Origin of the sequence: Gallaecimonas pentaromativorans (assembly GCF_003751625.1) — a bacterium.
GTDB classification, from domain to species: domain Bacteria; phylum Pseudomonadota; class Gammaproteobacteria; order Enterobacterales; family Gallaecimonadaceae; genus Gallaecimonas; species Gallaecimonas pentaromativorans.
Genome location: NZ_RJUL01000004.1, coordinates 168,892 through 181,975, shown reverse-complemented (window position 1 = coordinate 181,975; position 13,084 = coordinate 168,892). Strand labels below are relative to the sequence as shown.

The window sequence follows — 13,084 nt, the reverse complement described above, 5'->3', positions numbered from 1 at the left end:
TAACATCTTATCAGGGAGATGCAGCATGATTCTGGAACCGGCCCACACTTGGGCCTGGCAATTTGACCAAGACCATAACCGACTGAGCATCGAGCTTGGTGGCGGCCTTGTGTTCATGACGCCATACGGCTCCAAGTGGCTCATCCCCGATGCCTGCCTCGGCGGCGCTTTTGACGTTGACGATGCCCATTATTATGCGGCCGTTATCAACGCCCTGGCGCCCTGCGATACGCTGTCAGACCCGGAGCGGGTGCAAGCGGCGCTGAACGCCTGTGCCATTCGCCGCTTTGCCAAGCCCTCCATGCCCAAAAGCTGGTTTTTTGCCGAAAACCCCCAAGGGGTAGAGGCGGCGACAAGCCCGGCGCTGGTATCGCTGCAAACCGCCTTTGGTCGGGGCCAATGCCTGGCCATCGAGAGCTTCGAGTCCAACTCGACCCTGTGCATGCTGCTGGACGGCCCGCTGGGTTTGTCGGACAGCCAAACCCTCGGTTGCTTCCAGGTGGTGAAGGTGATGAACAATCGCCTCTGGCCGTCCCAGTGGCAACGTCAAGGCGATAACCTGCGCCGGGTCAGCTAACCCGGCGAGTGCCTTTTGCCACTGCTAGGCTAAGCGGTGGCAGGGAGGCCAAGCACTGTTTTCCTGCCAGTTCGGCCACTTAGGCCAATCGACGCACTGTCAGGAGGACACATGGCATCGCCCAAACGCCCCAATATCCTGGTCATCATGACCGATGAAGAACGCTTCCCGCCCCCTTACGAAAATGCCGACGCCAAAGCGTGGCGCCTGGCCCATTGCCCCGGCCGGGAGGCCATTGCCAAAAACAGTATCCGCTTTCAAAACCATTACACCGGCGCCACCGCTTGCTCGCCGGCCAGGGCCACGATTTTTACCGGCCAATATCCGTCCCTGCATGGGGTTAGCCAGACACCGGGCATGGGCAAATCCTCGTTCGATCCGGCCATGTTCTGGCTGGACGCCGACACCCTGCCCACCATGGGCCACTGGTTTGCGGCCCTTGGCTATCAAACCTACTACCGGGGTAAATGGCATCTGTCGGACGAAGACTTACTGGTGCCGGGTACCCGCACCGCGTTATTGACCACCGAGACCGACGGCAGTCCCATTCCCGACAAAATCGGTAACTACAAGGTCGCTAACCGGCTACAGCCCTATGGCTGGCACGGCTGGATAGGCCCCGAGCCTCACGGCTCCTTGCAAGCCAACGACGGCACCAACCGTGACCCAGGCTTTGCCGAGCAGGTTTGCCGCACCCTCGAAGAGCTAGATGCCAAGGCAAGGGCAGGGGATGACCAACCCTTTGTGTTGGTTTCAAGCTTTGTGAACCCCCATGACATCGTCTTTTTCGATGTGCAATGGTTCGAGCATTTCCAAGAGCAGGTCAAAGCCGGCCACCTGCCGCAAATCGACCCGGCCCCCACTGCCGATGAAGACTTGGCCAGCAAGCCCAGCTGCCAGGCCGATTACGCCAGCCAATACCCGCTCTTTTACCTGCCGCAGCCCGATATCGCCCGTTACCGCCAGTTTTATTACTGGTTGATTGCCGAAGTAGACCGCCATATCCACAAGGTCTACCAAACACTTCAGCAGTGCAGCTTTTTTGAAGACACCATAGTGGTGTTCACCTCGGACCACGGCGAAATGCTGGGCGCCCATGGCGGCTTGCACCAAAAGTGGTACAACGCCTATGAAGAGACGGTGCATGTGCCCTTTTATCTGTCATACCCGGCCGAGCTCAAGCCGGGAGAGCACAAAGGGCTCACCAGCCACCTGGATTTACTGCCCACCTTATTGGGCTTGGCTGGCGCCGATAGCAGCAAGCAGCAGGCCATGGCTGAGCACTTTAGCCGCCGATATACCGAAGCGGCGCCCCTGGTGGGCGAAGACTTGGCCAGTTGGCTCAGGGACAACAACGACGGCACGCCTCGCACCCTCTATTTCATGTCTGATGACACCGTAGAAACCGGCGCCGATATGCGCGGCGCCCACAGCGATAAGCCCTACAAGCCCGTTACCCAGCCCAAACACCTGGAGACCATCATCACTAGCGCGCTCGAAGGCGGGCGCTGGAAGTTCTCCCGCTACTTTGACAACCCCCGCTTCAGCCAAGGTCCGGGCAATGCTGACAGCCTGCCGGTGCCGACCGGCGTCAAGGCTCAGTTCGAATGCTACAACCTCGATGCCGACCCACTGGAGCAAACCAACCTGATGGCCCCGGGCAATCGCCAGCAATTGCCCGAGCCGATTTTTGAAGCCCTTTGCCAGTTGTTGGCCGAGCAAAGGGCCAGCAAAAGACGGCTGCCCCGCAACCTCAACCAGGACCCTGAGGCGCTTTTGGCCTGATGATAAAAAAGTGGCGCCCCGGTGGCGCCGCTTTTTTGCCAGAGCGTGGCGTAAAGCCTTGTTGCAGGCTTTGAGCTAAGGGGGGCCAAGGCGCTATAATCGCGGGCTAACTTGGTCAGGATCTTCCCATGTCTCAACTCTTTATTACCTGTGCCCCCGCCATGGAAGCTTTGCTGGTGGACGAACTGGCGTTGCTGGATATCGCCGCCAAACCCGGCCACGGCGGGGTCAAGGCCGATGCCACCCTGGAAAACGCCTATCGCATCTGCCTGTGGTCGCGCCTGGCGAGCCGGGTACTGTGGCCCCTGACCGAAGGTGAAGCCGAAACCGCTGACGACATCTACGCCCTGGCGGCCAAGGTGCTGTGGCCCTCGCATTTTTCGGTGGCCAACAAGTTTGCGGTGGACTTTACCGGTTCTAATCGCGAGATCCGCCATACCCAATTTGGCGCCATGAAAATCAAAGACGCCATCGTCGATGTGTTTCGCGAAGAGCGCGGCCAGCGCCCTCAGGTGGATGTGAAGGACCCGGATATCCGCGTCCATGCCCACTTGGGTAAAAAAGGCCTGGCCATTTATCTTGATCTAGTAGGTAAACCGCTGCACCAGCGGGGCTATCGCACCCAGGCCGGCGACGCGCCGCTCAAAGAATCCCTGGCCGCCGCTATTTTGTACAAGCTCGGCTGGCACAAAGATCCCAGCCTCGACTTTCTGGTCGACCCCATGTGCGGCTCCGGTACCCTGGTGATTGAAGCGGCCCTTATTCGCGGTAAACGTGCCCCTGGCCTCAAGCGCGCCTTTGCCTTTGAAAACTGGGCGCTGCATAGCGCCGAGATTTGGAACACAGAAGTTAAAGCCGCCATCGATGCTGCCCAGCCCATTGAAGCTAAGTTCTTTGGTTTTGACAGCGACAAACGGGTTGTAGAGAAGGCCCGCAACAACGCCAAGGCCGCCGGCGTTGGCCGCGCTTTGACCTTCGAAACCCAGCCACTCAAAGATTTGGATGACAAACCCGGCGAGCGGGGTCTGCTGCTGTGTAACCCTCCCTATGGCGAGCGCTTGGGGGACATGGCCGAAGTACTGTACCTTTACAGAGAGCTTGGCGTTAAAGCTCGCCAATTTATGGGTTGGCGCCTGGGGGTTTACACCGGAAGCCCGGAAAGCCTGCGCCAGTTAAAACTCCTAAAATCCAACCAGTGGCAACTCAACAACGGCGCCATTGAAGCGGTACTGGCCAGCTACGAGCTGGACGAGCGCCAGGGCCAACCGCGGGTAGAAAGCAGCGAAGTGGCCCAATCGGCCCTGAGCGGCCCGGTGGAGGCTTATGCCAACCGCCTGAAAAAGAACATCAAAGCCCTGGAGAAATGGGCCAAGCGCGAAGGCATCGAAGCCTACCGCCTTTATGATGCCGACTTGCCCGACTACAACGCCGCCGTTGACCGCTATGGCGATCGCATCGTTATCCAAGAATACGCGCCGCCCAAAACCATCGAGCCGGAAAAGGCGGCCCGTCGCCTGCAAGACTTGATTGTGGCCACCGTGGCGGTAACCGGGGTGCAGTCCGATAAAATCGCCGTGAAAACCCGGGCCCGCCAAAGCGGCAGCAATCAATATGAGAAGCTGGAAAGCCGCCACCAGTACTTTTGGGTGGAAGAATACGGCGTGCGCTGCCGGGTTAACCTTTTTGATTACCTCGATTCCGGCCTGTTCCTTGACCACCGCCTGACCCGCAAATGGGTAGGGGAGATGGCCAAGGGCAAGCGTTTTTTGAACCTCTTTTGCTACACCGGCACCGCCACCTTGCATGCCGCCAAGGGCGGCGCCATGACCACCACCTCGGTGGATATGTCCCGCACCTATCTGGACTGGGCAGAAGAGAACCTGCGCGGCAACGGTATCAAGGGCCGCGATCACCAGTTGGTGCAGGCCAACGTGCTGGATTGGCTACATCGCTGCCAGGACAAATTCGACCTGGTGTTTGTCGACCCGCCGACCTTCTCCAACTCCAAGCGGATGGAAGCAAGCTTTGACGTGCAGCGCGACCATATCGAGCTTTTGGACGAGATAAGCTACGTGCTGAGCCCCGGCGCTAGCGTGGTGTTTTCCAACAACAAGCGCCACTTCAAGCTCGACCGTGACGCCGTGGAAGCCCTGGGTTACCAGATTGAAGATGTCTCCAAGGCCACCTTGCCGGAAGACTACAAGCGCAATCCGCACATCCACGTGTGCTTTAAGCTGGTGTTTTCCCCCAGAGATTGACACTCTAGCCCTTAATCCCAAGGGCAGCTCCGGCTGCCCTTTAAACCGGAATAACAGAAGCCTTCTACCATGGCCGCAGTCCTGACCCTTACCAACGCTTACCTGTCCTTTTCTGATGCGCCCTTACTGGCCAACACCGGCTTTAGCCTGCAAGAAGGCGAGCGCCTGTGCCTGGTGGGCCGCAACGGCACCGGCAAATCGACCCTGATGAAAATCATCAGCGGCGATATGACCCTCGATGACGGCACCTTGCAGTTCCACCATGACGGTGGCGTGGCGCGGTTGTCTCAAGATCCACCGCCGCGCGACGACATCACCAGTTATGCCTTTGTGGCCCAAGGCCTGGCCGAAGTCGGGGAACTGGTGCTGGCTTACCATGAACTCTCGGCAAGCCTTACCGAGCACAGCGACGAGAAGACCCTCAACAAGCTGGCATCCTTGCAAAGCCAACTGGATGCCTGCGACGGCTGGCAACTGGACAGCCAGATTCAGCGCGCCCTGCAACTGGCGGGGCTTAGCGGCGAAGAGAAGCTCAATGCTTTATCAGGCGGTTGGCTGCGCCGAGTCTCCCTGGCCCAAGCCCTGGCTGGCGACCCGGCAGTGTTACTACTGGACGAACCCACCAACCACCTGGATATCGAGTCTATCCAGTGGCTGGAGCAATTTTGTAAGTCCTACAACGGCGCCATTTTGTTTATCAGCCACGACCGGCAGTTTATCCGCCAGGTGGCCACCGGCATTTTGGACTTGGACCGTGGCCAGTTGACCCGCTATGACCTGGGTTACGATGCTTACCTTGATGCCAAAGCCGAAGACTTGCGGGTGGAAGCCGAGCAAAACGCGCTGTTTGATAAGAAGCTGGCCCAGGAAGAAGTCTGGATCCGCCAGGGCGTCAAGGCTCGCCGCACCCGCAACGAAGGGCGGGTGAGGGCGCTTAAGGCGCTTCGCCAAACCCACTCCGAACGCCGCAATGTCATTGGCAAAGTGCGGGGTCAGGTGGAAGAAGCGGACCGCTCAGGAAAGCTGGTGTTTGATGTCGAAGACATGAGCTACAGCTATCAAGGCAAACCCATAGTTAAGCACCTGGATTTGGTGGTGCAGCGCGGCGACCGCCTGGCGCTGGTTGGCCCTAACGGCTGCGGTAAAACCACCCTTATCAAACTGCTGACCGGCCAACTGGCCCCCGACAGCGGTACGGTACGCCAGGGCACCAACCTGGAAATCGCCTATTTTGACCAACACCGCGCCGTGCTCAACCCTGAGCTTTCTGCCGCTGAGCAGGTGGCAGACGGCAAGCAGGAAGTGACCCTTGGCAGTAAAAGTCGCCACGTATTGGGTTACCTGCAAGACTTTTTGTTTACCCCGGCAAGGGCCAGGGTGCCGGTTAAGGCGCTCTCCGGTGGTGAGCGCAACCGCCTGCTGCTGGCCAAGCTCTTTGCCCGGCCGTCAAACCTTCTTATCCTTGACGAACCGACCAACGATCTGGATATTGAAACCCTTGAATTACTTGAAGAAATGCTTGCCGAATATCAAGGCACGCTGCTGCTGGTCAGCCACGACCGGGCCTTTATCGACCAAAGCGTAACCAGCGTGCTGTGGTTTGCCGGTAACGGCAATCTTGAGGTGCACGCCGGCGGCTACGTCGATGCCGCCGCGGCGCGCACCAGAATGCAGGCTGTAGTAAATGAGGCAAAAACCGTCAAAGCTGACGCTAAGCCGAAAAAAGACACCGAAAAACCGCTCAACAATGCCAAAATGTCGTACAAAGACAAGCGCGAGCTGGAAAGTCTGCCGGGTCTGATTGAACAACTCGAGACCCAGATGGTCGAAGTGCAGAATCAAATCAACGAGGCGGACTTTTTTACACGCCCCGTCAGCGAAACCCAGCCAATGCTGGACAAGCTGGCCGAACTGGAGCAAGCCCTGGAAGAGGCCTTTGCCCGGTGGGAAGCATTGGACGCCCAACAATAAGCTGTGTGCAGGAATACCGAATTCATGAAAAAAAGTCTCTTTACCCTCTCAATGGTGGCATTGGCCACCAACCAGGCCATTGCCGCCATTCCCACCAGTTACAAGCTGGTGCCGGTGGATACGCAGGTTAGTGAACCTTACCAATTGACCGCTCTCGGCTTAACCAATGATGGGACCATAACAGGTGTCTTAACATCACGCCTAAAGGAAACTGACTCAGTTAATGAGATTTACTCCGACTTATTCGGGGTCTTTGATGATGAAACTGTAACTGCATTGGTTGAAGACACACTTGATGCAACGTCAGGGAGCTTTCGCACCTTATCAACCAGTAATGGCTTTATCGCTTCTCCAGCGGTTTCCTTGTTGAATGGGCTTAGTAGTGCTGATGACCAACTCACTGTAAGTACATTCGTCACCGGCGGGATAGATGATAGTTTTTATGGTTACAACTCGGGTCCTTGGAGTTTAACCACTTATACAGACAGTAATGGCGACAACCAGTCTGCCTACCAGCGAGACTTTGACAATCGTGCTTTTGTCGAAAATAAAGATGGAACCGCTTATCCACTCTATCCACTCTTTACCTACCCCGAAATTAGCCGAGGCGATACAGTTGTCATTACCGCAGAGGAAAAGTTAGGGGGAGTATCCTTTGCCGAGGGTGCCTCCAGCAGTTATATCGTTGGTTATAGTTCCTCCAAGTTCTCTACTGGCAGCAGTACGGCCTTGGATAACTGCAGTGAAAGCGATGAGGTCCTGCCGATCCTTGTGTGCATGAGAAATAGTGGCTATCAATATAGGGCGACAGTATGGCCACTAACTAATGGTATGCCAGGAGACCCGATATCCTTGGGAATTTTAGGTGAACGAACCGGCGATGACGATAATCCGGCGGTATATAACTCCTACGGTTATGCCATCAATGACAATGGCATCGTGGCCGGTCAGTCCACCTATTTAGACGGTGACATCAACCGCCAAGTGGCAACCATTTTTGATGTCAGTACCGGTAAGCCCATCAAAGCTATTACCAAAACAAACAGCGACATCAGCTCTTCCATTGCCTACGGTATCAACAATAACAATCTGGTGGTCGGTCAAACCAGCTATCCTGCCAGCTACAGTACCTATCGCTTCTTTGTCTATAACTACAACACCGACACCATTAGCTACCCTTCAACCTTCTATGGCAGTGCAAATTCTATCGCATATAGTGTGAATAACAGCGACTTGGTGGTCGGTGCCGCCGATTATGAGCAACTTCCCCCTTCAAGTGCTCGCCGTCAGCATGCTTTTGTTTATGATGCTGACAACGACATTTTTGCCGATATCAATACACGTCTGGAGTTTGACAGTAGCACCTTAACCCAGGTTTATAACGGTGATACCTGTGCCGCACGAGAAGACTGGGTGCTGGAAGGTGCGCAAAAAATCAACGATTCAGGCCAGATTGCCGCCACAGCCGTCACCACATTACGTGATAGTTCCGGTAATCAAGTATTGGATGATGACGGTAATGTCCAATATGTACTGCGCCCGGTACTGCTGGAACCATCAGATGAAACGGCGACAAGCTGTACAACCGAAGCCGATGAAAACTACAGTCGTTCCGGCGGCGGTAGCTTTGGCATCTTCGGCCTTGGGGTCCTGGGGTTGCTGGGGCTACGCCGACGCAAACACTAAAGACGATGAAAAACCGCTCTCTGAGCGGTTTTTTTTGTCATAAAAAATTAAAAGGGAAGTCAAGTGCTTGGGTGATGTCAAGTGCTATGCTCTCAGATCCCGATTTGATCATCCCCGCCGTTTTCTCTAATTAGTTAAAGGTACAGCATCATCGGCTGTGCGTTTCCGTACCTTCAGCTTCATTAGGAAGAGGATGTAAAGGATGAGAAGACAAAAACGTGACCGTCTTGAAAGGGCTCAATCTCGCGGCTATCAGGCCGGGATCGGTGGTAAGCCAAGAGAAGCTTGCCCTTACCAGAATGTGGATGCTCGAAGTCACTGGTATTCAGGATGGCGCACAGCCGTCGAAGACAGGGTCATCAATGGTGTAGATCTGAAATAGCGCAAATCGATGGCAAGAAAAGCCCCGCAATCGCGGGGCTCTTTTGTTTTAGAAGCTGGAGGTGTCTTTAAACAGGCCCACTTTCAGATCTTTAGCGGTGTAGATCACCCGGCCGTCCACTTCCACTTCGCCATCGGCAATGCCCATCACCAAGGTGCGGTTGATAAGGCGTTTGATGTTGATGCGGTAAGTGACTTTCTTGGCGGTAGGCAGGATCTGGCCGGTGAATTTCACTTCACCTACGCCCAGGGCCCGGCCTTTACCGGGGCCGCCTTGCCAACCGAGGAAAAAGCCTACCAGTTGCCACATGGCGTCAAGGCCAAGGCAGCCCGGCATCACAGGGTCACCCGGAAAATGGCATTGGAAGAACCACAGATCAGGGTTGATATCCAGCTCGGCAATCACTTGGCCTTTACCGAATTCGCCGCCTTCAAGGTGAATATGGCTCACTCTGTCCATCATCAGCATGTTGGGTGCAGGCAGCTGGCTGTTACCGGGACCAAAGAGTTCGCCCCTGGAGCAGGCCAGCAACTCTTCACGACTGAAACTGTGTTTGTCTGTCAGCACAAAGATATCCTTTAATTCACGAACGGGCGAAAGATTAGCGAACAACTGTACGCCAAACAACGCAGACCAGCCAACAGATTCAGTGCCTACCGAGCCCCAGCCAGCTCAAAAAGCGTTTACCGACCGTAGATATAGGCTCTTCCAGCTCCATCAGTGCTGCTTGGCGAAGATGAATACGGCCGTACACCGAGTCTTTAGGATACTGGCCTTCATCGTCCATCTGGCCTGCATCGGTTTCCATCATCAAGGCGATGGCTTCATCGACATGGCTGACGCACCAGAGGTGAAACTCACCCTTAGCCACCGCCTGGCAGACCTCGTCGTTGAGGTTTAATTGCTCAAGGTTGGCCTTGGGCAAAATCACCCCTTGGCTGCCGGTTAGGCCGCGGCTTTGGCAAACGTCAAAGAAGCCTTCCACCTTGGCATTGACGCCGCCTATGGCCTGCACGTTACCGAACTGGTCGATGGCGCCGGTAATGGCAATGTCCTGGCGCACCGGCACTTCCGCCAGCGCCGACAGCAAACAGACCAATTCGCCGGCACTGGCCGAGTCGCCGTCTACCTCGTGGTAGGACTGCTCAAACACCAAAGAGGCAGACAGATGCAGCGGGCTTTCCTGAGCAAAACGGGCAGCCAGGAAGGCGGTTAAAATCATGACCCCTTTGGCGTGAATATTCCCCGCCAGCTCGGCTTTACGTTCAATGTCGATGATGTCGCCATCACCGTAATGCACTGTAGCAGTGATCCGTGACGGTTCTCCGAACTCCACGCTGCCCATGTCCAGCACCGTCAAACCGTTCACCTGGCCGATGCAACGCCCCTGGGTGTCGATAAGAATTTGCCCCTTGGCCATGGCGTCGCGGCTCATGTTTTTAGACAGCGACTGGGCGTTATCCCGGGCCTTGATGGCCGCTTCAATATCTTGCGCTTCAATCATCTCGCCTTTGGCAAAGAAGTTGGCGCGACTGAGCAGCTCGTTATAGCGGTGATGGCAAAGGGCAATACGGTGCTGATCTTCAAAGAGGCGGCAGCCGTGGGCAATAAGGGCCTGCAAAGCACCAGGGGAGGGGAGTTTTAGCCCTTTTTTCTGGGCCTCAAAGCCCAGGTGCGCCGCCAGTTCGCTGGCAAGGCTCGATGCCACAAAAGGCTGCCATTCCACAAAGTAGGGAAAGAGTGGCGCCAGGTCTCTGTCGAGGCTCAACAGATCCAGGTGATCACCCCGGTCGCCGAACAGTACCAGTTTGACATCCAGCGGCATCGGGTCTGGCATAAAGAGCGGATTACCCTGGAGCTGGCCGCGATACTGGCTCCAATGAATTCGCTGGGAAAAAAGCGCTTCTTTAAGGCGGGTCCAAAGCTCTGGCTGCTCAACCAGCTCTGTGGCTGAAACCAAAAGGTAACCGCCGTTGGCTTTATGCAAATCGCCCGGGCGCAGCAGGTGCTGGTTAACCAGTACCGTACCGTCTTGTGTCTCGAAGGTGATCTCGCCAAAAAGCCCCACTTCGGACAGGTCCCGGTTGTGGACGATAGGCACTTCATCGGGCTTTTGATTGACAAGCAAATTGAGCAGCACCGGGTGGGCGAAGCCTTCGCCTTTGGCAACCTGGGCCAGCAAGGTGGGCAGGTAGGCGCCAAGCCTTCGCTCCTGGGGCTGGCTCTGGATAATGGCAGCCAGCAGGGCCTCGGTATCTTTGCCGCCAATGGCAGCGTCCAGCAATTCGGTGACGGCATTGCAAAAGTCATCACCACTGCCGGCTTTGAGTTTCAAACAATAAGGGCGGCGCGGCTCAAAGAGGTTCTCGGCGTAGCACCAGTCCCACAGTTTACCCAGGCGCTGCGCCTTGGGCTGGCCAGCGATAGCGGCTTTGAAAATGGCGATGGTGTCGAGGTAAGACGGCGCGCTCATGTAAACGTGGCCGAGGGGGCTGTGGTCGGCAGCGGCCTGGGCCAGTTCTGCCACGCCGTTTTCCTGCCCCAGCAGGAAGGCGGAGCCAAAGGGCAGGGCTTGCAAGGAAAACCGTGGCCGAAGCTGAGTCGCTTCTAAAAGCAGGTTCTTGAGCATCAAAGACTTAGAAAGAAGAAATAATGATTCATGATATCACGCCCCATCAGTGGTGGCAGCGGCTGTTACCCGAAGCAAGGCCTGGCACCAAGGCCTGCCTACCAAGCACCTTGGCTGAGACAATTTGCTACCGGGCCTATACAGATATGTCACAACCAATTCATAAATATGCAGTAATTACCCTCTAGCCTTCCAGCGTCCTGTTAACCTGCTGGAAAAAATAATCATGAAAAGGAAATTGTCTCTGGTTGCCCTGGCAACCCTGGTCGCGCTAACCGGTTGTAACGACGATGGCGATAACGGCAGCAATGGCCTGAATAGTCTGGTTACCCAAACCGACCTTGCCACCGGTAACAGTCAATGCTGGCTGGGCGGCGTGCAAATCGACAGCGGCGTCGACGCCAACGGCAACGGCACCCTTGAAGCCGGTGAAATCGCCAAGACGTCCTATGTCTGTAACCCTGACAACTTCTCCTCCAGCGGTGTTGAGCTGCCTTACTCGGTGATGCGCAACGATCTCCCCAACGCCGCCATTCCCGGCTCCACCATGGAAATTCGCAACGGCGGCTACGGCTCCGATATGGACGCCGATCCGAGCAATCCCATGCGTTTTTACGGCCTGACCGACCGTGGCCCCAACGCCAGCTACACCGGCAGCCTGGGCGCGGGTAAGAAGTTCCCAACCCCGGATTACACCCCGCGCATCGGCCTGTTTGAGATCCAGGCCACCGGCTCAGTGCGCCAGGTAAGCACCATTTTGCTCAAAGACCGCGACGGCAACCCCATCAGCGGCCTGCCCAACAGCGCCGCCCTTGGCGGCACCAATGAAATTCCTTACGACGCCGACGGCAACCCCATTTTGGTTGACCCTACCCAGCCTTATGACGCCACCACCAACCCCACCAAGACCGACGACTATGGTCTGGACTCCGAAGGCCTGGTGGCCATGAAAGACGGCACTTTCTGGGTGAGCGACGAGTACGGCCCGCACATGGTGCATTTTGATGCCACAGGTAAAGAAATTGGCCGCATCAACCCCTTTGCCGCCGACAGCCGTGACAACTTCAACCTGCCCGGTGAGTTTGCCCACCGCTGGGCCAACCGCGGTATGGAAGGCCTGACCATCACCCCGGACCAAAAGACCCTGGTGGGGATCATGCAATCGAGCCTGGATAACCCCGGCAAGAACCGCACCGATCTCACCCGTATCGTGACCGTCAACCTCGAAACCGGCGCCATCTCCCAGTACCTGTACCGCCAGGAGAAGCTGCAAAACGCCAACTGCGCCATCAAGGCCCTGAGCGCGACCCGCTTTTTGGTAATTGAGCGCGACGGCGCCTTCTACAACACCAACCCCAACGCCATGAAGCGCGTCTACGAGATTGATATCAGCGCTGCCACCGATCTCGAAAAAGTGGCTACTGCCACCAACATGGTTCAAGACCCAAGCGTTGGCCTGACCATCGACGGGCGCACCCTTGAGCAGGTGGTAAACGACAACTTGGCAGGTGGTGACAGCAGCGCCGGCTGGGATCTCTTGGCCAACGACGGCATCGTGCCGGTAACCAAGAAGATGGTGGTGGATATGGTGGCCGAAGTTGGCTACCCCCACGACAAAATGGAAGGGCTGTGGATCATCAACAACAGCCGCATCGGCGTCTTGAACGACGACGACTTCGCGGTGTGGTCTACCGACGATGGCGAGCTGGAGCAAAAATACCTCGATGACGCCAAATCGCGCATCGACGCCAACACCCTTTATATCGTCAAGGACCTCGATTTAGGTATCGAGTGAC

The 13,084-nt window shown here is 56.3% G+C and carries 9 protein-coding genes; 7 read left to right on the top strand and 2 right to left on the bottom strand.

Annotation, left to right across the window (positions count from 1 at the left end):
* Window positions 1–25: 25 nt before the first annotated feature.
* From EDC28_RS08900 to rmf, 6 genes are all read left to right on the top strand, one after another.
* Window positions 26–577 carry a cell division protein ZapC domain-containing protein gene (locus tag EDC28_RS08900; RefSeq protein ID WP_050658195.1) on the top strand — a complete coding sequence of 184 codons (552 nt, stop codon included), beginning with the start codon at window positions 26–28 and terminating at the stop codon, window positions 575–577.
* Window positions 578–688: 111 nt separating this feature from the next.
* Window positions 689–2,362: a sulfatase family protein gene (locus tag EDC28_RS08895; RefSeq protein WP_123421364.1), complete on the top strand. Its 1,674-nt coding sequence runs from the start codon at window positions 689–691 to the stop codon at window positions 2,360–2,362.
* Window positions 2,363–2,490: 128 nt separating this feature from the next.
* Window positions 2,491–4,620 (top strand): bifunctional 23S rRNA (guanine(2069)-N(7))-methyltransferase RlmK/23S rRNA (guanine(2445)-N(2))-methyltransferase RlmL, encoded by a 2,130-nt coding sequence (gene rlmKL / locus EDC28_RS08890; RefSeq protein WP_123421363.1) that lies wholly within the window; start codon window positions 2,491–2,493, stop codon window positions 4,618–4,620.
* A 69-nt stretch (window positions 4,621–4,689) separates the two neighbouring features.
* Window positions 4,690–6,591, top strand: a complete 1,902-nt coding sequence (gene uup, locus EDC28_RS08885) for an ATP-binding cassette ATPase Uup (protein ID WP_123421362.1) — start codon at window positions 4,690–4,692, stop codon at window positions 6,589–6,591.
* A gap of 24 nt (window positions 6,592–6,615) precedes the next feature.
* Complete coding sequence (locus EDC28_RS08880) at window positions 6,616–8,277, top strand: DUF3466 family protein (protein ID WP_123421361.1); 1,662 nt, start codon at window positions 6,616–6,618, stop codon at window positions 8,275–8,277.
* A 202-nt stretch (window positions 8,278–8,479) separates the two neighbouring features.
* Window positions 8,480–8,659, top strand: a complete 180-nt coding sequence (gene rmf, locus EDC28_RS08875; RefSeq protein ID WP_083445785.1) for a ribosome modulation factor — start codon at window positions 8,480–8,482, stop codon at window positions 8,657–8,659.
* 48 nt (window positions 8,660–8,707) lie between these two features.
* Here the strand turns inward: rmf and fabA are convergent, their stop codons facing one another.
* Complete coding sequence (gene fabA / locus EDC28_RS08870) at window positions 8,708–9,226, bottom strand: 3-hydroxyacyl-[acyl-carrier-protein] dehydratase FabA (protein WP_050658190.1); 519 nt, start codon at window positions 9,224–9,226, stop codon at window positions 8,708–8,710.
* A gap of 79 nt (window positions 9,227–9,305) precedes the next feature.
* Window positions 9,306–11,288, bottom strand: a complete 1,983-nt coding sequence (locus EDC28_RS08865; RefSeq protein WP_123421360.1) for an AAA family ATPase — start codon at window positions 11,286–11,288, stop codon at window positions 9,306–9,308.
* Between the two features lie 226 nt (window positions 11,289–11,514).
* On the opposite strand from EDC28_RS08865, the gene EDC28_RS08860 reads away from it, so the two are divergent.
* Window positions 11,515–13,083: an esterase-like activity of phytase family protein gene (locus EDC28_RS08860; RefSeq protein ID WP_123421359.1), complete on the top strand. Its 1,569-nt coding sequence runs from the start codon at window positions 11,515–11,517 to the stop codon at window positions 13,081–13,083.
* Window position 13,084: the final 1 nt, after the last annotated feature.

Excerpts from the sequence above, each read along its gene's own strand:
- EDC28_RS08865 (WP_123421360.1), bottom strand. The coding sequence starts at position 11,288 with ATGCTCAAGAACCTGCTTTTAGAAGCGACTCAGCTTCGGCCACGGTTT.
- EDC28_RS08900 (WP_050658195.1), top strand. The coding sequence starts at position 26 with ATGATTCTGGAACCGGCCCACACTTGGGCCTGGCAATTTGACCAAGAC.
- rlmKL (WP_123421363.1), top strand. The coding sequence starts at position 2,491 with ATGTCTCAACTCTTTATTACCTGTGCCCCCGCCATGGAAGCTTTGCTG.
- rmf (WP_083445785.1), top strand. The coding sequence starts at position 8,480 with ATGAGAAGACAAAAACGTGACCGTCTTGAAAGGGCTCAATCTCGCGGC.
- uup (WP_123421362.1), top strand. The coding sequence starts at position 4,690 with ATGGCCGCAGTCCTGACCCTTACCAACGCTTACCTGTCCTTTTCTGAT.
- EDC28_RS08880 (WP_123421361.1), top strand. The coding sequence starts at position 6,616 with ATGAAAAAAAGTCTCTTTACCCTCTCAATGGTGGCATTGGCCACCAAC.
- EDC28_RS08895 (WP_123421364.1), top strand. The coding sequence starts at position 689 with ATGGCATCGCCCAAACGCCCCAATATCCTGGTCATCATGACCGATGAA.
- EDC28_RS08860 (WP_123421359.1), top strand. The coding sequence starts at position 11,515 with ATGAAAAGGAAATTGTCTCTGGTTGCCCTGGCAACCCTGGTCGCGCTA.